Origin of the sequence: Maribacter sp. IgM3_T14_3 (assembly GCF_049603095.1) — a bacterium.
GTDB lineage: Bacteria > Bacteroidota > Bacteroidia > Flavobacteriales > Flavobacteriaceae > Maribacter.
Genome location: NZ_CP187138.1, coordinates 1,773,409 through 1,796,805, shown reverse-complemented (window position 1 = coordinate 1,796,805; position 23,397 = coordinate 1,773,409). Strand labels below are relative to the sequence as shown.

Below are 23,397 nucleotides of genomic sequence, written 5' to 3'. Positions count from 1 at the left end.
TGTAAATTGAGCAACTAAGATATGAATTTTTACGAGTCGAAGTAAGATTTAATAAGGATGGGTCTTAGTTTTTAACTAATAATTTTATGAAAGTAACAATTTGTATGAACGAATTTATATTTGTTTAAAAAACCTCGACTAGGTTATGCTATTTTGTCTAAAAACTCTAACGTACGTCGTTCTGCATACGTAAAATTATTGTTGCCGTAAAAACCTACATGCCCACCATATTTTGGCATTTCAAGAAATAGGTTTTTATGGTGTTTGGCAATTTCAATGGGGTAACATTCAGACCCTAAGAAAGAATCGTTTAAAGCATTGATAATTAAAGTGGGTACATCAATATTTTCTAGAAATTGAAGACTGCTACTTTTGGCATAATAATCCATCGCGTCTGTAAAACCATGAGCTCTACTCGTATAAAAATCATCAAAATCTTTAAGAGTTTTAATGTTTTCAATATCGGTATCTGAGATAAGGTCAGGAAACGATTGTTGTTTCTGTTTTAATTTTACGAGAAGGTTGCCTTTAAATCTTTTGGCATACAGTGCGTTCTTGAACTGCAGTAATTGATGAAGCGAATCTGCTAATTGACATGGTACAGAAATAGCAACTGCGCCTTTAATTTCAATAGGCAATTCACGTTTTTCGCCTAAATATTTTAGTAGAAGGTTACCACCAAGGCTAAAGCCGTGTAAGTAAATATTTTGGTATTCATCTAACTGTAAAACATGTTCAATAACCGCTTGTAAATCTTCGGTAGCACCAGAGTGGTAAGAGCGAAACAATTTGTTTGCAGTACCACTACATCCTCTGAGGTTTATGGCGCAAACATCATATCCAGATTCTGTTAAAACTTTCGCACTGCCTTTCATATAAGCACGTTTAGAACTGCCTTCTAATCCATGAATTATAATAACTAATTTTTTGGATGTAGATGAAGCATAGCTCCAGTCTGTATCTAAAAAATCAGCGTCTGGTAAAGTAATACGAATACGTATTTGCTCTAAATCGGCTACTTTTCTAACTAACCCTGAATATATGGTAGATAGGTGTCCGCTCTTAAAAAATAAAGGCGGATTATAGGTAGAGTCAAGTAGAGGCATGATTTGAATTCTGAAATTTTATTTACTTCGGATATGTTTCTAGAACTTTAATTTGTTCTTCGATAGCCTGCTTAAATTCGGTTTTTAAATGCGATACTAATTCTGCAACGGGTATTGAATCATCAATAAGTGCAGAACCTTGCCCAGCAGACCAAATTGTTTTCCAAGCTTTAGCTTCGGTATCCAATTCTTTGCCAAAATCTATTTTCACATCTTTTTTGAGGTCTTCTTCTGTAATACCTGCCGCTTTTAAACTAGCGCCTAGAAAATTGGCGTGCACACCAGAAATTGAAGCGGTATATACCACATCGCTAGCACCTGCATCAATAATCATTTGTCGATATTCAGGCGAAGCTTTACTCTCATTTGTATTGATAAAACGCGTACCCATATACGCTAAATCGGCACCCATTTGAAGGGCAGATGCGATATCTCTACCTGTGCTTATACAACCTGAAAGAAGAATAGTTTTATGGTAGAATTTCTTTATTTCAGCAACCAAAGGCATTGGGTTAATGGTACCAGCATGACCGCCTGCGCCGGCAGCAACGAGAATTAACCCGTCTACACCAGCTTCTGCAGCTTTCTCGGCATGGCGTTTTTTTATGATATCGTGAAAAACCAATCCGCCATAACTATGAATAGCATCTACTACCTCAGAAACAGCACCTAAAGAAGTGATGATTAAGGGTACTTTATGCTTTACGCATAATTTTACATCTGCTTCTAATCTTGGGTTTGTGGCGTGTACAATTAAGTTTACGCCAAACGGAGCAGGTTTTTTACCTGTCTGTTCTTCAAAGGTCTTAAGGGCAGATTTTATTTCAATAAGCCATTCTTCAAATCCTTCACTTGTACGTTGGTTCAATGCAGGAAAAGTACCAACGATGCCATTTTTACAACATTCAATAACCAATTGAGGTCCAGAAATTAAAAACATGGGTGCTGCGACTGCAGGCAGTGATAATTCTTTTATGAAAGCGGCTTTATTTGACATAACGATGATAATTTTGAACGTGATTTAAAAATAACTATAAAAAACGGTGTTCAGTAGTTCTTACATTTCAAAACTATGTTATTTTTATAAGGTATTATGCATGCATAACAAAAAATATCAAAATGTATACTAAGGATTTTGAAGTACGGTGGAGTGATATAGATGCGAATCGTCATTTAGCGAATTCAGCATATGTTAACCTCATGAGCCACACACGAATGGCTTTTTTAATGGAGCAGGGCTTTGATCAAAAGACTATGGTTACCTATAAAATAGGACCTGTAGCGTTTTATGAGCATATGTATTATTTTAAAGAAGCCTTTCTCGGCAATCAGGTTAAAGTTTCTTTAGAAATTATGGGACTAAGTGAAGATGGTAAATTTTTTGAGTTCCACCATAATTTTTACAATGACAAAGGTGAAAATATAGCACGTTGCGAAATGATGGGTGCTTGGATCAGTTTAGAGACTAGAAGGCTAACAGGTCTAGCCATTGAGTTAAGAAGTAAATTTAGTGATATAGAGAAAGCAGCGAGTTTTAAAGTACTCACCAAAGAGGATACAAGGAAATTCTTGAAAATTCCTAAAAATTTATAGGAATTAGTGTGTTAAATGCTTTATTTTTAATTTGTTGAATACACCAAAAAACTAATGAAGTCATTAGATCTTAAAATAACCAAATAACAGATTCACTTAATGGTCAGCCTGCCAGAAGAAATATTTCAAGATACATATGGTAAAGTGAAAAAGTTGATTGTCACCAAAAAATTGGTGCCGGGTCAACTTATAACAGAACATAGGTTATCACATACATTGAATATAAAGGATGACACTATACCAGTGGTGTTATTACAGTTAAGACAAGAAAGTCTTTTGGTTGGTAATCTAGATAGTGGTCTTGCGGTTCGAGAATTATGTGCTCAGGAAATTACAGAAATGTTCGATTGTAGAATAGCAATTGAAACAATGGCGGTAAAGCTTTTTACGATTAATGCATCACAATCTAAAATTGATGACTTAAGAAATCTATTGGTGCCTTTTGAGAATGGACCGAAAAATGGATATGTTTTTTACAAAATAGACCGCTATTTTCACGAACTCATAGTAAAGAATTGTGGAAATAGAGCATTATATCAACTTTATAAATCTGCAAAAATATTACCTTTTATGGATCTTGTAGGGCTTAATAGACCGTTGCATGTAATCATGCAAGAGCATCTTGATTTGGTGTCTTCAATGCACCATCGAGATGAAAGTAAGGCAAGTGAGATTATGAGGGTTCATTTAGAAAACGCAAAGAAATCACATATTTAACCTTCTTGAAGTTGCCTTTTGGGTCGTTTACTTGAAAGATATACCCCTATCAATACAAAACAACCAGCAATAATTTTTATGGTAGTCATAGTGTCTTGACCAGTAAATACAGCATAGGTAATACCAACTAATGGTTGTACATATACAAATGCACTTAGAGTAGAAGCTTTTAATTGGGTCAGCGCAAAAATATTGAACAAATAGGTACAGAAAGTTGTTCCGAGAATTACAAACCCAATACCGAAATAAGCTTCAAAAGGTAATGTATTCCATGAAATTTCCATGAATTCTTGATATCCAAAGGGTAGGCAAATGAGTACACCTAAAGAGAATAGCCATTTCATGAAGGTAAATGGATGGTATTTACTGATTAGTATTTTTACCAATACTAAGTAAGACCCGTAGAACATAGAGTTCAAAAAAATCAAGAAATTACCGAGAGGTATATTTGGGGCATCTTGTCTTACTTCTGTGCCGAACAAAATTAGGCCGAGGGCACCAAGTAAGCCGATAGTAATTCCTATTATTTTTCTTCCCGATATTTTTTCCTTTAAAATTACTGCCGACAGAATTAACACTACAATAGGTGTGGTAGTGATTAGCACAGCACTATTTATTGGCGTTGACAGTGAAAGACCTTTGAAAAATACCAACATGTTAAGAGCCATACCTAATAAGGCACAAATCAGCATGCGTAGGTAATCTTTAGGGTCGATACGCTCTTTTGGTCCGAAAGGTGAAATCAACCAAAATAGTATAGCTGCACCTAGAACTCTTAAAATTATAAATCCGAAGGGTTGCACATAATGTGGCATAATACCTTTTGCAATAGTATGGTTAACACCATAAATGGTAGTTGCCCCAATAGCAGCGAGTATGGCTAATAATCTTTTGTTCAAGAGTGGATTGCCGTTTTAGCGGCCGCTACCACTTTTTTACTATTCCCTATAAAAATTTGGTCATCAACAATAATAACGGGTCGTTTTAAGAAGGTGTATTGTTCTAATATCAACTCTTTAAAATTTTCTTCAGAAAGGTTTTGTTCTTTAAGATTTCGTTCTCGATATAAAATCGCTCTTTTGCTGAACAAATCTTCGTAGCTATGAGATAGACTGTGCATTTTTTCAAGCTGAGAAGGGGTTATAGGTTCAGTCTTTATATCCTGAAGTTCAAAATCTGTAAGTGGTTGTAGTTCTTTGATAATACGTTGGCAAGTAGAACAAGTGCTTAAATGGTATATTTTTTTCATGACTTTGAGTGCTTAGGATGATGCTTTTAATCCTTCCGAAAGAAAAAACACCAGTATTCGATGTTGGCATTAGAAATACAAAGAAACTTAAATATCATTAATTGTGCTATTTTTACAAAGCAAAAAATGTGAAATGATGACTGAGAATATATTTGAGATTATGTTGCAAAATCGTAAAAATCTGCATGCGATATTAACAAAAATACCAACGGAAAAGCTTCTTGAAATACCATCAGGGTTCAATAATAATGTGTATTGGAATATAGCACATACAGTAGCAACACAACAGGTTCTTATCTATAAGTTAAGCGGTTTGCAAATGCGTATTCCTAAAGAGTTGGTTGCCAAATTCAGCAAAGGTACGGTGCCAGATGGTACAGCTACCGATGAAGAAATGATGATGGTGGCAGATTTTTTAATTTCTACGGCAGAATGGCTTATTGAAGATTATGATACGGCACTTTTTCAAACATTCAACGAGTATAAAACCAGTGCAGGAGTTACACTTAAAAATGTTGATGATGCCATAGTATTTAATTTGTTGCACGAAGGTCTTCACCTTGGGCAAATTAACCTATTATTAAAACAATTGGCTTAAGGTTGTTGCGGGTACTTTAAAAAAGTATTTGCCTCAGTATAAGGTATAGTCAATGAGATAGGACCATCTGCAAAAGATGCTATTTCGTAAGGCTCGTAGAAAAGCAGGAGCCCGTTTTCGGTATACCCCAAATTGTCCGGTAAATAAAAACTTTCTGATTCGAACATAAAACCAGTATTATTTATAGAACCTTCTGCAGGTATGTTTTCTTGTTTTCTAAAAAGAGCTTCTGCAAATATTTTAAATTCATCTAGGTTTTTGAATAAATCTTCTTGATATAATTCTACACCATTCAATTTATCAAAATTTAAAAACCGGTTGGTCCCGTAACCATGTGCTCCACCGGTATAAATGTAAGATTCTAGCTTGATAGTAATTATATCTTTGTTTTCGAAAGTTATAGTGCCTTCTATTGTAGCTTCCCAAGGCATAGATTCTTCGGGGAATTTTCCAGTTAATTCTTCATAATCATAAACAAAAGCTTCTTTCGCTTCTTCTAAGTTTTGCGCATTGCTTTCTTCATCGAAATTCAGCAAAGCAATAATCTCACCTTCTAAGGCAGAATTTATAGTCTTACTTAATTTTGTTTTGCCAGTTGCCTCAGGTATTTCGATACGTACCGAGGTACAGTTATCGCAAGATTCGGTAGCAATGGTCAACGGTTCAAAAGAAAGGGAGTCCTTATTATTACACGCAAAAAGTAAAAAACAAATAAGTAGGCAGGAAAGCTTAGATTTCATGGAGAAAATAGATTTAGTGTAAAAATACAGCTTCATTGTATTCCCCGAAAGATAACAATACATTTGTGTTATGAATCATTGAAATAAAACCGAAATGTGGTCAGATAGATATTATTATTTAAACTTATATAAGGACGAAAACTTAAGTTTTATTCATGATACACAGGAGTTAAGGGATTTTATCAATGGAATACCAGAGTTACACCAGGTAAATGAATATGAATTCAAAAACACGGAATCTTTCCCTTTCACTCAATTATTGCTTTTGAATGTTCAAAGCTTAGATAATTGGACAGAAAGTGATACTCATCCGAAAAAGACTAATTTGATCAGTATTGTCTGTGGAAAAGGAGAACAGATTGTTTTCAATGAATTAAAAAGAGTATTCATAAATATTGCTTCATTTCTAAATTGGAATTTGGTTGAGGAAGAAACTGATGAAGGAATTGAGAATTATATAATTTGGAAACCGGAATAATAATAAAACAAACTTTATATAAAATTTTAGCAATATTCGGTATGTTAAACTTCTTACATTAACCTTTATAAAAATTTGAATATGGGCTCTAAAAACTTAAAGTTTAATACGAAAACCATACATGGTGGTCAACAACCAGATGCAGCTTATGGTGCTGTTATGCCACCTATATATCAAACATCGACATATGCCCAAAATACACCGGGTGGTCATAAGGGTTATGAATATTCAAGAAGTGCCAACCCAACAAGAACAGCTTTAGAAAAGTCATTGGCAAGTATAGAAGGTGGCAAATTCGGTTTGGCTTTTGGTAGCGGTCTTGCTGCTATTGATGCAGTACTTAAATTATTGGCACCGGGCGATGAGGTTATTTCTACCAATGATTTATATGGCGGGTCTTATAGAATATTCAAAAAGATATTTGAAAAGTTTGGAATCGTTTTTCATTTTGTAGGTATGCAAGGTGCTGATGCTGTAAGTGATAAAATCAATTCTAAAACAAAGTTAATTTGGGTAGAAACGCCTACCAACCCAATGATGAATATTGTAGATATAAAAGCAATAGCGTCATTAACCAAGGGCAGAGATATATTGTTAGCGGTAGATAACACCTTTGCTACCCCTTATTTACAATTGCCATTAGAACTGGGGGCAGATATTGTAATGCATTCAGCGACCAAATATCTTGGTGGTCATAGCGATACGGTTGTAGGAGCGTTAGTGGTTAAAGATAAAGAATTAGCCGATAAACTTTATTTTATACAAAATGCAAGCGGTGCCGTTTGTGGACCTATGGATAGTTTTTTGGTCTTGAGAGGAATAAAAACACTGCACGTACGTATGCAGCGCCATTGTGAAAATGGTAGGGCGATTGCCGAATACCTTAAAAGCAATCCTAAAATCGAAAAAGTCTACTGGCCAGGTTTTGAAGATCATCCTAATCACCTTATCGCAAAAGAACAGATGAAAGATTTTGGCGGAATGATTTCTTTTGTACCTAAAGGAGGTAATTATGACGATGCCATAAAGATTGTAGAACGGTTACAGGTTTTTACATTGGCAGAGTCTTTAGGTGGCGTAGAAAGTTTAGCCGGTCACCCTGCAAGTATGACCCATGCAAGTATTCCGAAAGAAGAACGACTTAAAAACGGAGTGGTTGATTCGTTGATTAGATTAAGTGTTGGTATTGAAGATGTTGATGATTTAATAGCAGATTTAGAACAAGCGATAGAATAATTGACCAAATGTTAAATTATATGTAGTAAGAACAGGTAGTTTGTTGTCAAAACAACAATTTTTATCGATTTTTAAAAAAATAAGCTATCAAATTACATAAATAGCATAATTTTGACGTTATATTTTGAAATCAATAATTTAAATAAGTTTAAATAGCTTTATGGAGAATAAAATAAAAGCATTTATGGATGAGGTTATTGCCAGAAATGGTCATGAATCAGAATTCATACAAGCGGTGCAAGAAGTTGCAGAAACGGTTATACCATATATTGCAAATCAGGACATATATAATGGTAAGAACATTCTTTTAAGAATGGTTGAGCCAGAACGTTTAATTTCTTTTAGAGTTGCGTGGGTTGATGATGATGGTGAAATTCATGTAAACCGTGGGTATAGAATACAAATGAACTCGGCAATAGGTCCATACAAAGGCGGATTGCGTTTTCACCCAACCGTAAATGCGAGTATCCTTAAATTCTTAGCTTTTGAGCAAGTATTCAAGAACAGTCTTACGACATTACCTATGGGTGGTGGTAAAGGTGGTTCTGATTTTGACCCAAAAGGTAAATCTGATGATGAGGTAATGCGTTTTTGCCATGCCTTCATGTTAGAATTAAACAGACACATTGGTCCTAATACAGATGTACCTGCGGGTGATATTGGTGTAGGTGCTCGTGAAATAGGTTTCCTTTTTGGTATGTACAAAAAGATCCGTAATGAGTTTACCGGTGTATTAACAGGTAAAGGTCTTTCTTGGGGTGGTTCTAAAATTAGACCAGAAGCTACAGGTTACGGTACTGTGTATTTTGCACAAAGTATGCTAAAGACGAAGAATGAAACTTTTAAAGGTAAAACAGTAGTAATTTCTGGATCAGGAAACGTTGCTCAGTATGCTGCCGAAAAAGCAATTTTATTAGGTGCTACAGTAGTTACACTTTCAGATTCTAGTGGTTATATCTATGACAAAGATGGCTTGAACGATGAGAAGCTAGCTTTTGTTATGGATCTTAAGAATAATAGAAGAGGACGTATTTCTGAGTATGCAGATAAATATGCTTCAGCAGAATTTCATAAAGGTAAAACACCTTGGGAAGTAAAATGTGATATTGCATTACCATGTGCTACCCAAAATGAGTTAGATCAAGATGATGCTAAAAAGCTATTGAAAAATGGATGTATATGTGTTGCCGAAGGTGCGAATATGCCTTGTAATGCAGATGCTGTTCATGTTTTCAATAATGCAAAAATATTATTTGCACCAGGTAAAGCTTCAAACGCAGGTGGTGTTGCAACATCAGGTTTAGAAATGTCTCAGAATTCATTGAGAATTAGCTGGACACGTGAAGAGGTTGATGAGCGCCTAAAAGTAATTATGGAAGATATTCATGCTTCTTGTATCGAGTACGGTAAAGAAGAAGATGGTTTCTGTAACTATGTAAAAGGAGCAAATATTGCTGGTTTCGTAAAAGTTGCCGATGCAATGTTAGCACAAGGTGTCATCTAGAAATTAGATTTATAGTAGTAAATATATAATGCGGGACTCTATATTAGGGTCTCGCATTTTTTTATAGAACGTCTTCGCCAAACTACAATCAACTATCTTTGTTGAAATAGATGTTCTAATATGCAGATAACCACAAAGGCTATAGTATTTTCTGCACTAAAATACGGCGATACAAGTCTTATCGTTAAAGCATATACTGCATCTGACGGAATTAAATCATATTTATTAAGGGGAGTCTTAGCTTCAAAAAAGGGAAAATTGAAGTCCGCCTACTTTCAACCTTTAACCCAGCTAGAAATTGTTGCCAACCATAAAAACAAGGGCACATTAGAGACCCTTAAAGAAGCGAAGGTATTTTATCACTATCAAACCTTATATGCCGACATGGCTAAAAATGCTATGACGATGTTTTTAGCAGAGCTATTAGGCAATAGCATTCGAGAAGAAGAGCGTAATGAAGATATGTTCGACTTTCTTGAAGCTTCATTACAATGGCTAGATGTAAATAAAGACGTCGCTAATTTTCATTTGTATTTTATGTTGTCGCTAACACGATTTTTGGGGTTTTATCCTGATATATACCAGATAGATAAGCCTTATTTTGATCTGTTAGAAGGTGAATTTGTAGCTGTCGAATCATTGAACCCGATCCTTAGGGGAGAAAATATTTATTATTTCAAAACCTTATTGGGCACAAATTTTGATGCCATGCATACCGTAAAGATGAAAAAAAGCAGTCGTCAAGAATTGCTGAAATCCTTAATTCTCTATTTTGAATTGCATTTACAAGGTTTCAGAAAACCAAAGTCGCTTGCCGTTTTAAATGAAGTTTTCAATACCTATGTATAAGCACCTGTTCGTAGCTCTTTTTTTGTGTTGTTTTTTTGGCACTGCTCAACAAATTACCGTCTTAGATGCCGATAGTGGAGAGGAGATTGCCAATGTTGCCGTTTTCAATAAAGACAAATCGAAAATAGCCTTATCTAATTTCGATGGGGTTTTCGATGCTTCGGTATTTACGGGTAAAGAACGCATTACGCTAAAGCATATCGGTTATGAAGAATTTAAATCAACGAAGCAGCAATTGCAAAAACAAGGTCAAAGAGCTTATTTGATTATAAAAGCCCAGCAATTAGATGAAGTGGTGATGTCTGTCTCTAAATGGGAGCAGCAAAAAAGAGATATACCCAATAGAATAATTTCTTTAGATGCACGGTCAATTGCTTTTTCTGCGCCACAAACAGCTGCAGATTTACTTCAGAATAGTGGTAAAGTATTTGTTCAAAAAAGCCAAATGGGTGGTGGTAGCCCTATGATTAGAGGTTTTGCCACAAATAGATTGTTGTTGTCTGTAGATGGCGTAAGAATGAACAATGCCATATTTAGAGGTGGTAACGTGCAAAATGTAATATCTATTGATCCCTTTACAATTAAAAACACAGAAGTAATTTTTGGTCCAGGATCGGTTATATATGGAAGTGATGCTATTGGTGGAGTAATGAACTTTTACACCAAAAAACCGATGTTATCTCAAAACGATAGTCTTTTGGTACATGGTAATGCCGATTATAGATTTGGAACGGCGAATATGGAGAATACGGTGCATGCCGATATTAACCTAGGTAAAAAAACATGGTCATCACTTACGAGTCTAACATATAATAATTTTCAAGATTTAAGAATGGGTTCTCACGGACCAGAGTCTTATGAAAGAAAAACATATGTAAGAACTGTAGATGGTATTGATGAATTGGTACAGAACACTTCACCCAATAAGCAAAAGCCTACAGGTTACGATCAAATTAATTTCATGCAGAAGTTTTTGTTTAAACCCAATGCAAAGTGGGATTTAAATTTGGGCACCTATTATAGCGAAACATCAGACTACTCTAGATACGACCGTTTAATTAGACCAACCAGCGATGGTTTGGGCTTGCGTTCGGCAGAATGGGATTATGGACCACAAAAGTGGTTTATGGCAAATGCGCAAGTGCAGAAAAAAGGAAACGGAAAGGTATATGATGGTTTAAAACTAGGTTTGGCATATCAACATTTTGAAGAAAGTAGGATCAGTAGAGATTTTCAAGACGAGATAAGAAATACGACCAAAGAAAAAGTAGATGCTGTAAACTTTAATATCGACCTAGAAAATAAGAAGATTGGCGATTTCAGGCTCTATTATGGTGCCGAATATATATATAATAAAGTGCGGTCAAATGGTTTTGATTTAAATATCAATACTGATGAAAAAAGTGATGCGGCATCAAGGTATCCAGACGGATCTACTTGGCAAAGTTTAGCTGGTTATGCAAATGGAGAGTATAAGGCAAAGCCTAATTTTACGATTATGTCGGGTTTGCGATATAGCCATGTTTGGGTAGATGCTGTTTTTGATGATACTTTTTATGATTTTCCGTTCGAAACGGCAGATTTAAGTACAGGGGCATTAACAGGTAGTATTGGTTTTAGTTGGTTTCCTAGAGCAAATCTTCAGGTAACATTAAATGGATCCACAGGTTTTAGAGCACCGAATATAGATGATGTTGGTAAAATATTTGATTCTGAACCAGGGTCTGTGGTAGTGCCAAATCCAGATTTGGAACCCGAATATGCATACAATGCAGAAATAGGCATACAGCGAAATATAAACGATAAAATAATTCTAAAAGGAGCAGCTTATTACACGTACTTGGTAGATGCTTTGGTGCGTAGAGATTTTAGCTACAATGGAGTTTCAGAAATAGAATATGGCGGCGAGTTAAGTAATGTGCAGGCGATTCAAAATGCAGCTAAAGCCTATGTGTATGGTTTTGAATTTGGATTGGAAGCTTATTTGACCGAGCAATGGTCACTATCTTCAAACTTGACATTTACAGAAGGTGTAGAAGAGGAAGATGATGGTTCAGAAACACCGGCACGGCATGCGGCACCTACTTTTGGAGATTTTCACATCGTATGGAAAAATCAGCGATTACGAACAGATCTATTTTTGAATTATAATAGTGAAATTGGGTACGATGATCTTGCGGTATCAGAAAGGTCTAAAGAGTATATTTATGCTACAGATGAAAATGGAAATCCGTTCGCGCCTTCATGGTACACTTTAAATTTTCGTTCTCAATATGATGTTACGAATCAATTTAAGGTAACCGCTAGTTTAGAGAATTTTACAGATCAGCGGTATAGAACATATTCTTCTGGTATAGTAGCGCCAGGTATACACATGATTCTTGGTGTAGGATATCATTTTTAAATAAAAAAGACCCGTTGGTAACGGGTCTTTTAAAATTATAAAAAAAAGGATATTGTTAGTGTTTAACCGCCTTTTTTACATCTTCAGCTTTTTGAGCTGCTTTGTCAGCTGCATCATTAGCAGCTTTTTTTACGTCATTACCTGCATCTTTAGCGGCATCCATAGTATCTTCACCAGCTTTCTTAGCAGCGTCCATACCATCTTGACCAGCTTCTTTTACCGTTTCAGCAGCATCTTCAGCAGCATCCATTGCATTTTCACTTGCTTCTTTAGCAGCGTCCATTGCACCTTCGCCGGCTTCTTCTAAATCTTTACCAGCTTCTTTTAACTCTTCACCTGCATTTTCTAAAGCTGCACCAGCTTCTTCAGTTGCAGATTTTGCTTTATCGGCAGCATCTCTACAAGAAACAGACATACTAAGTGCTAAAATTGCTAATGATCCTAAAATTACTTTTTTCATTTTTGTAAACGTTTAATGGTTAATTGTTCCGTGTTAATATACGCAGAAATTTAACTTTTGGATGTTTAAGAGGTGAATTAATCCTTTAATACGTGGTTTATAAGCATTTCAGTACTGTCAAAACACTCCTCTTTGCTTAAAATTTTATAATTTTGCAGCCTTTAAAATCCAGTACTATAAGCATTTTGTATGAAGTTCACAGAATATCAAGGATTGAATTTACCAAAGGTCGCAGAAGAAATACTTGACTACTGGTCAAAGAATGCCATTTTTGAAAAAAGTATATCTACTCGAGAGGGTAAAGAGAGTTATGTATTCTATGAAGGTCCGCCTTCAGCGAACGGTATGCCTGGTATACATCATGTAATGGCACGAACCATTAAAGATATCTTCCCTAGGTATAAAACCATGAAGGGATTTCAAGTAAAGCGTAAAGCTGGTTGGGATACTCATGGTCTTCCTATTGAGTTAGGTGTCGAAAAAGAGTTGGGTATTACAAAAGAAGATATCGGAGTTAAAATTTCGGTAGAAGAATATAATGCAGCTTGTAAAAAGGCGGTAATGCGATATACCGATGTTTGGAATGCTATGACCAAACAAGTTGGCTATTGGGTAGATATGGAAGATCCGTACATTACCTATAAGTCAAAGTATATGGAAACTGTTTGGTGGTTACTAAAACAGATTTATTCGAAAAACTTAATTTATAAAGGGTATACCATACAGCCATATTCGCCAAAAGCGGGTACTGGTTTAAGCTCTCATGAGCTAAATCAACCAGGCACCTACCAAGACGTTACAGATACTACGGTAACTGCACAATTTAAAGCTGTCGAAGAAACATTGCCAGATTTTTTACAGAACGAAGGCACCGTTTACTTTTTAGCTTGGACGACCACCCCTTGGACATTGCCTTCGAATACTGCATTGACAGTAGGTTCAAGAATAGATTATGTTTTAGTAGAATCATATAACCAATACACGTTTGAACCTATGAATGTTATACTTGCCAAGAATTTGGTGGGTAAACAATTCTCGGGTAAATTCAAAGAAGTATCAGAAAAGGCTGAGTTATTAGAATACAAGTCTGGTGATAAGAAAATACCTTTCTACGTCGTAAAAGGATTTAAAGGAAAAGATTTATTGGGTATTAGGTACGAGCAGTTATTAGATTATGTATTGCCTTATGAAAATGCAGAAAACGCATTTAGAATAATTGCTGGTGATTTTGTTACCACCGAAGATGGTACAGGTATTGTACACACCGCACCTACTTTTGGTGCAGATGATGCCTTTGTAGCTAAACAAGCAGTACCAGAAATACCACCAATGTTGGTATTGGATGAAAATGCAAACTTGGTTCCACTAGTCGATTTACAAGGTAAGTTTAGACCAGAGTTAAAAGAATTAGGTGGTAAATATGTAAAGAACGAATATTATGAAGATGGTGAAGTGCCTGAGCGTTCTGTAGATGTAGAAATTGCCATTAAATTAAAAGAAGAAAATAAAGCCTTTAAGGTAGAGAAGTATGTGCACAGTTACCCAAACTGCTGGCGTACAGATAAGCCTATTTTATATTATCCGTTAGATTCTTGGTTTATTAAAGTAACCGATGTTAAGGATAGAATGTTTGAATTGAACCAAACAATTAACTGGAAACCAAAAGCAACTGGTGAAGGTAGATTTGGTAATTGGTTGGCGAATGCAAATGACTGGAATCTTTCTAGGTCTCGTTATTGGGGAATTCCATTACCAATCTGGAGAACAGAAGATGGTAAAGAAGAGATAATAATAGGATCGGTTGCAGAGCTAAAGTCAGAAATGGCAAAGGCGGTTAAAGCGGGAGTTTTAGAAAAAGATATCTATGCAGATTTCGTAGTCGATGACATGTCTGATGAGAACTACGATAAAATAGATTTACATAAGAATATAGTTGATCAAATTACATTGGTATCAGCATCGGGTAAGCCGATGAAACGAGAGAGCGATTTAATCGATGTTTGGTTCGATAGTGGTTCTATGCCATATGCACAATGGCATTATCCTTTCGAGAATAAAGATTTAATTGACGAAGGAAAAACGTTTCCGGCAGATTTTATAGCTGAAGGTGTTGATCAGACCCGTGGTTGGTTTTATACATTACATGCCATTTCAACCATGGTATTCGATTCTGTCGCGTATAAGAATGTAGTTTCAAACGGACTGGTTTTAGACAAAGAAGGTAAGAAAATGTCTAAGCGATTAGGCAATGCTGCAGATCCTTTCGAAACTATGAACGAACATGGTGCAGATGCTACAAGATGGTATATGATCAGCAATGCTAACCCTTGGGACAACCTAAAGTTCGATACAGAAGGTATCGCCGAGGTAAAGCGTAAGTTCTTTGGTACCTTATATAATACCTATTCCTTTTTTAGTTTATATGCTAATTTAGATAAGTTTACATATGCCGAAAAAGATGTACCGATGGCTGAACGTACAGAGATAGATCGTTGGATCATCTCAGAATTAAATACATTGATTAAGACCGTAGACACGGCTTACGATGAGTATGAGCCTACACGTGCTGCTAGAGCAATATCTGACTTTGTTCAAGAAAATCTAAGTAACTGGTACGTACGTTTATGTAGAAGACGTTTTTGGAAAGGCGAGTATGCCCAAGATAAAATCGCGGCATACCAAACGCTATACACCTGTTTAGACGTTGTTTCTAAATTATCGGCGCCTATTGCTCCTTTTTTCATGGATCAATTGTATTTAGATTTGAACAGGGCAACGGTAAAAGATGGTTTTGAAAGTGTGCATTTAGCAGACTTTCCGGTGGCAGATGAGTCGCTAATCGATCAAAGCTTAGAAGTTAAAATGCAGAAAGCGCAGATTATTTCTTCTTTAGTATTATCTATTCGTCAAAAAGAGAAAATAAAGGTGCGTCAACCTTTACAGAAAATAATGATTCCCGTTTTAGATGATAAGGACAGAGAAGAAATTGAAGCGGTATCAGAATTAATTAAATCTGAAGTTAACGTTAAGGAAATTCAGCTGTTAGATGATGCCTCTGGTATCTTGGTAAAACGTATAAAGCCTAATTTCAAGACATTAGGTCCGAAGTTTGGTAAAGAAATGAAGCAAATTGCTCAAGTTGTCAATGGTTTCGACCAGAATGATATCCAAAAAATTGAGCAGGATGGCGAATTATCGATACAGATAGAAAATAAAAGTATTACTTTAGAGTTACAAGATGTAGAGATTTCCTCTCAAGATATTGAGGGTTGGATGGTTGCAACTTCTGGTAAATTAACTGTTGCTTTAGATGTAACAATTAATGAGGAGTTGAGAAATGAAGGTGTTGCAAGAGAATTAGTCAATAGAATTCAGAATATTAGAAAAGATTCAGGATTTGAAGTGACAGATAAAATTGCAATTCAAATATTGAAAGATGGTTTTGTTGAAGTAGCTGTTAAAAATAATATTGAGTATATTAAAACAGAGACCTTGACGGCAGAATTAAATTTTGTTGAAAAATTGGATAAAGGCATAGAAATTGCTTTTGACGAGGTGAACACTAAATTGTTTATTGAAAAATATTAAAAGATGGCAGAAGATTTAAAAGTAAGATATCCTGACAAAGATTTGGCAGAATTCAAAATATTGATAGAAGATAAAATAGAGAAGGCAAAAAATCATTTAGAGCTTTTAAAAAGTGCTTATATGAATGATGGTAATAATGGTACCGATGATACTTCGCCTACCTTTAAGGCTTTTGAAGAAGGTTCTGAAACAATGAGTAAAGAAGCTAATACGCAATTAGCTATTAGGCAAGAGAAATTTATTCGTGACCTAAAGAATGCGATGTTACGCATCGAGAATAAAACATATGGCATTTGTCGTGTAACAGGAAAACTAATCAATAAAGAGCGGTTAAAACTTGTGCCGCACGCCACGCTTAGTATTGAAGCTAAGAATATGCAATCATAATTAAAACGCCTTTAGGGGCGTTTTTTAATAGGTACTACTTTGAAAAGATTTTTTCTCTATTTTTTATTGTTACTTTCTTTAGGGCTTAGTGCTCAAAAGAAGATGTATAATAAGATTTTGGCAGCACATATTGGTCTTATTCAGGTAGATGCTTCCAATTGTTTTATAGTAGAGGTGCAGACTAATAAGGGTAATGAAATTACTATTGAAGCAGAGATGGAAGGTGAGTATAGTCAAGATTTAGATTTAAAAGTCTCAACTAATGGTACTACCCTTATTGTCGAAACAGGCTTTTCTCCGAGTTTCGAAAACCCGAATGATAAACTAAGTGCGCATAAAGTAGTTTCGATTTTATTGAAATTAAATATTCCACAATATAGGCAACTAGAAATTTTCGGCACCAATTCTAGAGTGGTAGTTGAAGGTGTTTTTAAAGAATTGAATATCTCTTTATCAGATGGTGCTTGTGTGTTAAACAAAGTAGAAGCAAACGCTAAAGTAAAATCGCAAAGTGGTTATATTGAAGTAATTTCTGGCGGAGCTCAAATTTCCGCTGAAAGTAAATATGGTACGGTATCTTCCAATACAATACCCTACGGTAATTCAATTTTTAAATTACAAACGGTTACCGGTAATATAGATCTTAGTAAAACCGAATAATATTTATATTTTTGCGCTCATTGATGAAAGCCCATGAACATTAAAAAATCTGTACTATTTATTTTATTGATATTAATTATTGATCAATGGAGTAAAATTTATATAAAGACCAATTTTGTATTGGGTGAATCTGTTGAGGTATTTAACTGGTTCAAAATTCTATTTATTGAAAATGAAGGTGCTGCCTGGGGTGCAAAGCTTAGTGATGTATTGCCGATCTCAGATAACATCGGAAAATTAGTACTGACTATCTTTCGATTATTTGCCATATTCGGTATTGGTTATTGGCTTTTTGATGTCATTAAGAAAAAAGCATCTAACACATTAATTTGGGCGGTTTCATTGATATTTGCTGGGGCTTTAGGTAATATTTTAGACTCTGTTTTTTATGGTGCTATATTTAATGAAAGCTATAATGAGGTCGCGACCCTATTTTCTGATGAACCTTATGGTAAGTTGTTTTATGGTAAAGTAGTAGATATGTTATACTTCCCGATGGTAGATTCTACGTGGCCCACTTGGATGCCTATGGTAGGAGGTCAAAATTTTAGATTCTTTGAACCTGTCTTTAATATTGCCGATACCGCTATAAGCACTGGCGTAGGTATACTTTTAGTATTTAATAAAAGAGCATTTAATAAAGAAGAAGAGGTGCCAGTTCAAGAAACTGAAAGCATTCAAAATCAAGACGTTTTAAAAGAATAGGTTTTAGTAGGTGTAACGCAGAAATCTAAAGGTATATCTGTAGTGTCCATATCATCTATAGAATTTTCAGCTTCAAAAAATGATAGTCCGATTTTAATAACATCCTCCCTACATTGAATTAAAAAGCGGTCGTAATACCCTTTTCCGTAACCTATTCTATTTCCAGCCTTATCAAAAGCTAATAACGGGATAAATACCACATCTATTTTATTGGGTTCAATGGTAATACCATCGACAGGTTCGGGAATATTTAGGCTATTTGTAATAAATTTTGTGTTGTCGGTAAGTAAAAAATGTTCTAATTCGGTCGGAGACTTAATTTTCGGAACGATTACATTCTTGTCAAGACCAAGAAGAATTGATATGATACCTTCAGTATCAATCTCGGCTTTTTGTTCTATAGGTAAAAAAATGTGGAAATATGAATTACTCCATATTGGCAACTGCAAAACTGAATTTGCAATTGCAATACTTTGAGAAGATAATTGAGAGGGTGTTAGGGAACTACGTAGTCTAGAATATTTTATGCGTAAATCTTTCTTCAACATAGTGAAGTGATTTTAGCACAATGATATTTCAAGTTATTCTTTACCTGCAACAGCAAAAAATACCTTGAAAAATAACATTAAAATAAGGTAGGTTCCTAAAGTGATGATATAACTATCCATAATATTCTTTTTTGTAAATGAGCCAATAATTGTTGTTGTTGAGTTAAAAATAGGTAAAATAATTAATATAACATCTTTGAAATGCACTTTTTTCTCGGTGAAATGCACTTTTTTATTATAAAATTAACAGTTTCATTCATATAACGAAACATACAAACAATTAATTGCCTGAAAATCAAAGATTTAAATATATGTATATTTTTTTAAATTATTAATCCAATAATGTGAATATGATAATATTATTTAGATGAAAAAATATTGCCTATTAAAATGTCATATTCATAATTGGTCCAAAATGATGGCCAATAACATTAACGTTCGTGGTGTAAGACGAAATGGCATTTATAGACTAAATTAGTAGTGTTGAATTATGACAGAAATACCATTAAATATACAGCTCAGTGCATTACCTACCGGACCGGGGGTGTATCAATTTTATGATAGTAACGAAAGTATACTATATGTTGGTAAAGCAAAAAATTTAAAAAAAAGGGTATCATCGTACTTTAATAAGAATCATGAGTACGGTAAAACCCGTGTTCTGGTTAAAAAAATTAGGTCTATAAAGCATATTGTGGTGCCAACAGAGTCAGATGCACTGTTGTTGGAGAATAATCTGATCAAAGAATTAAGACCTCGATATAATGTATTATTAAAAGATGACAAATCTTATCCTTGGTTGTGTTTGAAAAACGAACGGTTTCCAAGGTTTTTTCCGACAAGAAGAGTAATTAAAGATGGATCAGAATATTTTGGTCCGTATACTAGTATGAAAACGGTACGAGTGCTTTTAGATTTAATTAAAAGTGTTTATCCGTTACGAACGTGCAACTATGATCTATCCGCAGAAAAAATAAATGCAGGTAAGTACAAAGTGTGTTTAGAATATCATTTGGGCAATTGTAAAGGTCCGTGCGAGGGGTTTCAGTCGCTTACAGAATATGATCGCCAAATAGATGATATCAGACAAATTGTAAAAGGTAATTTTAAATCGTCGATAACGTATTTTAAAGGGCAGATGAAAGCTCTGGCAGATGAAATGAGGTTCGAAGAAGCCCAAAAGATTAAAGATAAAATAGACGTTTTAGAGAACTACCAGGTTAAGACAACAATCGTTAATCCTAAAATTAGTAATGTAGATGTGTTCAGCATAATTTCTGATAATGCTTTTGCTTATGTGAACTTTCTACAATTGGCACATGGCTCAATAATTAGGTCTCATACTATGGAGATTAAAAAGAAGCTAGAAGAGCAAGATGAAGATTTGCTTGAGTTGGCCATAGTAGAAGTAAGAGAGCGATTTAAATCAGACTCAAAAGAATTATATGTACCCTTTAATATTGCGGTATCACCGGGTATAAAAGTAACCATACCAAAGTTAGGAGATAAAAAACGAATATTAGATTTGTCTGAGCGTAATGCAAAATTCTTTAGGCAAGAAAGGTTCAATCAAATAAAGATTATTGATCCGGATCGCCATACAAATAGAATTATGGCACAGATGAAAAAAGATATCAGATTATCTGCCGAACCTAGACATATTGAGTGTTTTGATAACAGTAATATACAAGGCAGCAACCCTGTAGCTGCTTGTGTGGTTTTTAAAGATGGTAAGCCATCAAAAAAAGAATACCGACATTATAATATAAAAACGGTTACTGGTCCAGATGACTTTGCATCAATGGAAGAGGTGGTGTATCGTAGATATAAAAGATTACAAGAAGAGATGCAGCCATTACCACAGCTAATTGTTATTGATGGTGGTAAGGGGCAATTATCATCTGCGTTAAAAAGTTTAGATTTATTAGGTTTAAGAGGCAAAATTGCTATAATAGGTATAGCAAAACGGTTAGAGGAAATATATTTTCCAGAAGACCCAATACCTTTGTATTTAGATAAAAAATCTGAAAGCCTTAAAATAATTCAATATTTACGAAATGAGGCCCATAGATTCGGTATAACATTTCATAGAAATAAAAGGAGCAAGGGGGCTATTAATTCTGAATTGGAAGGTATAGATGGTGTCGGTGAAAAGACAGCGCAGCAATTGCTAAAGAAATTTAAATCGGTAAAGCGTATAAAAGAAGCTTCTGTAGATAGTCTAAGTGAAGAGGTGGGTGCGTCAAAAGCAAAAAAGATATATGAATCTTTTCGTAAAGAATAATATCGGTAGAATACCAATGGTCCTAGTGGTACTTTTATTAAGCGCCAGTTCTTTGATTGCTCAAAATATCGAAGAAAATAAGAAACCGAAAATAGGCTTAGTGCTAAGTGGTGGCGGGGCAAAGGGTATGGCGCATATTGGTGCGTTAAAAATAATAGAAGAAGCAGGTGTTGAAATAGATTATATAGGTGGTTCTAGTATGGGTGCCATTGTTGGGGCATTATATGCTGCAGGTTATACCGCTAATGAGCTAGACTCCATATTCAAGGCAACTAATATTGGGTCTTTGATTCAAGATAATTTACCAAGAAGTGCTAAAACTTTTTATGAAAAAGAAGATTCTGAACGATATGCGTTAACATTACCATTTAAGAATTTTAAGGTAACAGTGCCGCCTGCATTTTCTGGCGGACAGAATATATATAATGAGTTTGTTCGATTGCTTTACCATGTAAAAGATATTGATGATTTTAATAAACTACCCACCCCGTTTGTTTGTATAGCTACCGATATAGAAACAGGCAAGCAGGTTATTTTAAATTCTGGATATTTACCCGAGGCAATTTTAGCCAGCGGAACCTTGCCTTCTCTTTTTGAACCTACGATTATTAATGACAAAGTATTAATAGATGGTGGTGTAGTTAATAATTACCCGATAGATGAGGTTAGGGCAATGGGTGCCGATATTATAATTGGTGTAGATGTACAACATGATTTATCTGATAGGGAAGCCTTATTATCGGCGACAGAAATTTTGTTGCAAATAAACAATTATCGTACGGTGGCAGACATGCAGATAAAATCTAAAAAGACCGACATCTACATTAAGCCGAAAATTGAGCAGTATTCGGTAATAGATTTTAATAGGCTAGGCGAGATTGTTAAAACCGGTGAAGATGCCGCAAATTTGAAGATAGAAGAATTAAGGCAACTATCGACCGATTATAAGAAAGGCAAAAATACAATTTCAGTGGTTGAGGGTGAAAAACATTTAATAGTAAATAGATTGTTGATTGATGGTAATACTGTACACACAAGAGGTTATGTAAAAGGTAAGCTGCGTTTTAATTTAGATGAGCCTACTAATTTTAAAAAGCTACAACAGGGGATCAGCAATTTATCTGCTACAGGTAATTTTAGAACCATCAAGTATAAGTTGTTAGATAATATAAATGGAGGTGAAGATTTAATATTACCGCTCGATGAAATTAAAAATACTTCTTTTCTAAGATTGGGAGCCCATTTTGATGATTTATATAAAAGCGCGGCACTTATAAATCTTACAAAAAGAAGAATATTGTCAAAAGATGATGTCGCCTCTTTCGATTTTATTTTAGGTGATAATATCAGATATAATTTTGAATATTACATAGATAAAGGTAGCTATTGGAGTTTTGGGATCAATTCTAGATTCAATGATTTTGAACAAGAAATAAATTTTGATTTAATTCAAGATAATTTTGAGGTAAGCACAGGCACGTCACTTAATAGAATTAATTTAAATGTTTCTGACTTTACAAATCAGTTATATATACAAACCGTAGTAAAAGAAGAGTTTGCATTTACACTTGGTGCAGAGTTTAAGCATTTACAATATAGCACCAGAACATTTGCAGATACGCCTAATAGTACAACCCCTGGTACTACAGCTAGTAATGGTAGAACATATTTTGAGAGAAGTAATTTTATTAGTGCTTATGGTGCGCTTAAATTAGATACATACGATGACAAGTATTTTCCTTCAAGGGGTCTATATTTTAATGGCGATATGCATTATTATGTGCTATCATCTGATTTCAACAACAATTTTAAAGATTTTTCTGTCTCTAAAGCTCGTTTGGGTATGGCAATGCCTTTAATGAATAAGCTGTCTATAAATATAGAAACAGAAGGTGGTTTTAAATTAGGAACGTCTAATGTTACCTCTTTTGACTTTCTTCTTGGCGGTTATGGTACAGATTTAATAAATAATTTTGTTCCATTTGTTGGGTACGATTTTATTAGTTTGCCAGGCAACAGTTTTGTAAAAGCTTACGCGAGGTTAGATTTTGAATTTGCCAAAAAGAACCATGCGTTATTCACGGCAAATTTTGCAAATGTTGACGATGATCTTTTTAGAACAGGAGATTGGTTTAAGGCACCTACATATTCAGGTTATGGTATAGGGTATGGTTTAGAGTCATTTTTGGGTCCGATTAACCTAATGTATTCTTGGACACCCGAAATAGAGAAGTCACAATTTTTTGTAAGTGTAGGTTACTGGTTTTAATACCTAAAAGTTATCATTACAT

Annotated in this window: 21 protein-coding genes; 14 read left to right on the top strand and 7 right to left on the bottom strand. The window is 34.8% G+C overall.

Annotated elements, in window-relative coordinates; all coding sequences use genetic code 11:
- Nucleotides 1-143: 143 nt before the first annotated feature.
- Nucleotides 144-1,106, bottom strand: a complete 963-nt coding sequence (locus ACPF9A_RS08060) for a YheT family hydrolase (RefSeq protein ID WP_424003340.1) — start codon at nt 1,104-1,106, stop codon at nt 144-146.
- Nucleotides 1,107-1,128: 22 nt separating this feature from the next.
- On the bottom strand, nt 1,129-2,103 hold the full coding sequence (locus ACPF9A_RS08055) for an NAD(P)H-dependent flavin oxidoreductase (protein WP_424003338.1): 975 nt from the start codon (nt 2,101-2,103) through the stop codon (nt 1,129-1,131).
- A gap of 122 nt (nt 2,104-2,225) precedes the next feature.
- Here ACPF9A_RS08055 and ACPF9A_RS08050 point away from each other — a divergent pair, with 122 nt between their 5' ends.
- Both ACPF9A_RS08050 and ACPF9A_RS08045 read left to right on the top strand, forming a co-directional pair.
- Entirely contained in the window at nt 2,226-2,699 is a 474-nt protein-coding gene (locus ACPF9A_RS08050) for an acyl-CoA thioesterase (RefSeq protein ID WP_424003336.1), read from the top strand.
- Nucleotides 2,700-2,798: 99 nt separating this feature from the next.
- Nucleotides 2,799-3,416 (top strand): GntR family transcriptional regulator, encoded by a 618-nt coding sequence (locus ACPF9A_RS08045; RefSeq protein WP_424003334.1) that lies wholly within the window; start codon nt 2,799-2,801, stop codon nt 3,414-3,416.
- Here ACPF9A_RS08045 and ACPF9A_RS08040 read toward each other — a convergent pair.
- Both ACPF9A_RS08040 and ACPF9A_RS08035 read right to left on the bottom strand, forming a co-directional pair.
- Complete coding sequence (locus tag ACPF9A_RS08040; protein WP_424003332.1) at nt 3,413-4,315, bottom strand: DMT family transporter; 903 nt, start codon at nt 4,313-4,315, stop codon at nt 3,413-3,415. The genes ACPF9A_RS08045 and ACPF9A_RS08040 overlap by 4 nt on opposite strands.
- The gene (locus ACPF9A_RS08035) at nt 4,312-4,665 is read right to left on the bottom strand and encodes an arsenate reductase family protein (RefSeq protein WP_424003330.1); all 354 of its coding nucleotides are present in this window, start codon (nt 4,663-4,665) and stop codon (nt 4,312-4,314) included. Before ACPF9A_RS08035 ends, ACPF9A_RS08040 begins: the two co-directional genes overlap by 4 nt.
- 133 nt (nt 4,666-4,798) lie before the next feature.
- On the opposite strand from ACPF9A_RS08035, the gene ACPF9A_RS08030 reads away from it, so the two are divergent.
- Nucleotides 4,799-5,263, top strand: a complete 465-nt coding sequence (locus ACPF9A_RS08030; RefSeq protein WP_424003328.1) for a DinB family protein — start codon at nt 4,799-4,801, stop codon at nt 5,261-5,263.
- Here ACPF9A_RS08030 and ACPF9A_RS08025 read toward each other — a convergent pair.
- Complete coding sequence (locus tag ACPF9A_RS08025) at nt 5,260-6,003, bottom strand: DUF3298 and DUF4163 domain-containing protein (protein ID WP_424003326.1); 744 nt, start codon at nt 6,001-6,003, stop codon at nt 5,260-5,262. The two genes, ACPF9A_RS08030 and ACPF9A_RS08025, sit on opposite strands and share 4 nt — an antisense overlap.
- 94 nt (nt 6,004-6,097) lie before the next feature.
- Between ACPF9A_RS08025 and ACPF9A_RS08020 the strand changes: the two genes are divergently transcribed.
- The 5 genes from ACPF9A_RS08020 to ACPF9A_RS08000 all read left to right on the top strand — a co-directional run bounded on the left by ACPF9A_RS08020 (nt 6,098) and on the right by ACPF9A_RS08000 (nt 12,474).
- A complete protein-coding gene (locus tag ACPF9A_RS08020) occupies nt 6,098-6,481 on the top strand; it encodes a hypothetical protein (protein WP_424003324.1) in 384 nt (127 codons plus the stop codon).
- Between the two features lie 81 nt (nt 6,482-6,562).
- Nucleotides 6,563-7,717 (top strand): cystathionine gamma-synthase, encoded by a 1,155-nt coding sequence (locus tag ACPF9A_RS08015; RefSeq protein WP_424003322.1) that lies wholly within the window; start codon nt 6,563-6,565, stop codon nt 7,715-7,717.
- 160 nt (nt 7,718-7,877) lie between these two features.
- Nucleotides 7,878-9,221, top strand: coding sequence for an NADP-specific glutamate dehydrogenase (gene gdhA, locus ACPF9A_RS08010; protein WP_424003320.1), 1,344 nt, complete (start codon nt 7,878-7,880; stop codon nt 9,219-9,221).
- Nucleotides 9,222-9,341: 120 nt separating this feature from the next.
- Nucleotides 9,342-10,070 carry a DNA repair protein RecO gene (gene recO / locus ACPF9A_RS08005; RefSeq protein ID WP_424003318.1) on the top strand — a complete coding sequence of 243 codons (729 nt, stop codon included), beginning with the start codon at nt 9,342-9,344 and terminating at the stop codon, nt 10,068-10,070.
- Entirely contained in the window at nt 10,063-12,474 is a 2,412-nt protein-coding gene (locus tag ACPF9A_RS08000) for a TonB-dependent receptor plug domain-containing protein (protein WP_424003316.1), read from the top strand. Before recO ends, ACPF9A_RS08000 begins: the two co-directional genes overlap by 8 nt.
- A 55-nt stretch (nt 12,475-12,529) precedes the next feature.
- Here ACPF9A_RS08000 and ACPF9A_RS07995 read toward each other — a convergent pair whose 3' ends face one another.
- Entirely contained in the window at nt 12,530-12,934 is a 405-nt protein-coding gene (locus ACPF9A_RS07995; RefSeq protein ID WP_424003314.1) for a hypothetical protein, read from the bottom strand.
- A gap of 189 nt (nt 12,935-13,123) precedes the next feature.
- Here ACPF9A_RS07995 and ileS point away from each other — a divergent pair, with 189 nt between their 5' ends.
- From ileS to ACPF9A_RS07975, 4 genes are all read left to right on the top strand, one after another.
- Complete coding sequence (ileS, locus tag ACPF9A_RS07990) at nt 13,124-16,522, top strand: isoleucine--tRNA ligase (RefSeq protein WP_424003312.1); 3,399 nt, start codon at nt 13,124-13,126, stop codon at nt 16,520-16,522.
- Between the two features lie 3 nt (nt 16,523-16,525).
- Nucleotides 16,526-16,909: a TraR/DksA family transcriptional regulator gene (locus tag ACPF9A_RS07985; protein WP_424003310.1), complete on the top strand. Its 384-nt coding sequence runs from the start codon at nt 16,526-16,528 to the stop codon at nt 16,907-16,909.
- Nucleotides 16,910-17,011: 102 nt separating this feature from the next.
- On the top strand, nt 17,012-17,569 hold the full coding sequence (locus ACPF9A_RS07980; RefSeq protein WP_424003308.1) for a hypothetical protein: 558 nt from the start codon (nt 17,012-17,014) through the stop codon (nt 17,567-17,569).
- A gap of 33 nt (nt 17,570-17,602) precedes the next feature.
- Complete coding sequence (locus tag ACPF9A_RS07975; protein ID WP_424003306.1) at nt 17,603-18,274, top strand: lipoprotein signal peptidase; 672 nt, start codon at nt 17,603-17,605, stop codon at nt 18,272-18,274.
- Here the strand turns inward: ACPF9A_RS07975 and ACPF9A_RS07970 are convergent.
- The gene (locus tag ACPF9A_RS07970; protein ID WP_424003304.1) at nt 18,253-18,822 is read right to left on the bottom strand and encodes a 5-formyltetrahydrofolate cyclo-ligase; all 570 of its coding nucleotides are present in this window, start codon (nt 18,820-18,822) and stop codon (nt 18,253-18,255) included. The two genes, ACPF9A_RS07975 and ACPF9A_RS07970, sit on opposite strands and share 22 nt — an antisense overlap.
- Nucleotides 18,823-19,312: 490 nt before the next feature.
- Between ACPF9A_RS07970 and uvrC the strand changes: the two genes are divergently transcribed.
- The gene (gene uvrC, locus ACPF9A_RS07965; RefSeq protein WP_424003302.1) at nt 19,313-21,106 is read left to right on the top strand and encodes an excinuclease ABC subunit UvrC; all 1,794 of its coding nucleotides are present in this window, start codon (nt 19,313-19,315) and stop codon (nt 21,104-21,106) included.
- Nucleotides 21,084-23,375: a patatin-like phospholipase family protein gene (locus tag ACPF9A_RS07960; RefSeq protein WP_424003300.1), complete on the top strand. Its 2,292-nt coding sequence runs from the start codon at nt 21,084-21,086 to the stop codon at nt 23,373-23,375. The genes uvrC and ACPF9A_RS07960 overlap by 23 nt, the downstream gene beginning before the upstream one ends.
- The last annotated feature ends 22 nt before the right edge of the window (nt 23,376-23,397 follow it).

Coding starts and splice junctions, on each gene's coding strand:
- ACPF9A_RS07995 (WP_424003314.1), bottom strand. CDS start 12,934: ATGAAAAAAGTAATTTTAGGATCATTAGCAATTTTAGCACTTAGTATG.
- ACPF9A_RS08035 (WP_424003330.1), bottom strand. CDS start 4,665: ATGAAAAAAATATACCATTTAAGCACTTGTTCTACTTGCCAACGTATT.
- uvrC (WP_424003302.1), top strand. CDS start 19,313: ATGACAGAAATACCATTAAATATACAGCTCAGTGCATTACCTACCGGA.
- ACPF9A_RS08050 (WP_424003336.1), top strand. CDS start 2,226: ATGTATACTAAGGATTTTGAAGTACGGTGGAGTGATATAGATGCGAAT.
- ACPF9A_RS08000 (WP_424003316.1), top strand. CDS start 10,063: ATGTATAAGCACCTGTTCGTAGCTCTTTTTTTGTGTTGTTTTTTTGGC.
- ACPF9A_RS08030 (WP_424003328.1), top strand. CDS start 4,799: ATGATGACTGAGAATATATTTGAGATTATGTTGCAAAATCGTAAAAAT.
- ACPF9A_RS08015 (WP_424003322.1), top strand. CDS start 6,563: ATGGGCTCTAAAAACTTAAAGTTTAATACGAAAACCATACATGGTGGT.
- ACPF9A_RS08055 (WP_424003338.1), bottom strand. CDS start 2,103: ATGTCAAATAAAGCCGCTTTCATAAAAGAATTATCACTGCCTGCAGTC.
- ACPF9A_RS07985 (WP_424003310.1), top strand. CDS start 16,526: ATGGCAGAAGATTTAAAAGTAAGATATCCTGACAAAGATTTGGCAGAA.
- ACPF9A_RS08025 (WP_424003326.1), bottom strand. CDS start 6,003: ATGAAATCTAAGCTTTCCTGCCTACTTATTTGTTTTTTACTTTTTGCG.
- ACPF9A_RS07975 (WP_424003306.1), top strand. CDS start 17,603: ATGAACATTAAAAAATCTGTACTATTTATTTTATTGATATTAATTATT.
- ACPF9A_RS07970 (WP_424003304.1), bottom strand. CDS start 18,822: ATGTTGAAGAAAGATTTACGCATAAAATATTCTAGACTACGTAGTTCC.
- ileS (WP_424003312.1), top strand. CDS start 13,124: ATGAAGTTCACAGAATATCAAGGATTGAATTTACCAAAGGTCGCAGAA.
- ACPF9A_RS07980 (WP_424003308.1), top strand. CDS start 17,012: ATGTATAATAAGATTTTGGCAGCACATATTGGTCTTATTCAGGTAGAT.
- ACPF9A_RS08045 (WP_424003334.1), top strand. CDS start 2,799: ATGGTCAGCCTGCCAGAAGAAATATTTCAAGATACATATGGTAAAGTG.
- ACPF9A_RS07960 (WP_424003300.1), top strand. CDS start 21,084: ATGAATCTTTTCGTAAAGAATAATATCGGTAGAATACCAATGGTCCTA.
- gdhA (WP_424003320.1), top strand. CDS start 7,878: ATGGAGAATAAAATAAAAGCATTTATGGATGAGGTTATTGCCAGAAAT.
- ACPF9A_RS08020 (WP_424003324.1), top strand. CDS start 6,098: ATGTGGTCAGATAGATATTATTATTTAAACTTATATAAGGACGAAAAC.
- ACPF9A_RS08060 (WP_424003340.1), bottom strand. CDS start 1,106: ATGCCTCTACTTGACTCTACCTATAATCCGCCTTTATTTTTTAAGAGC.
- recO (WP_424003318.1), top strand. CDS start 9,342: ATGCAGATAACCACAAAGGCTATAGTATTTTCTGCACTAAAATACGGC.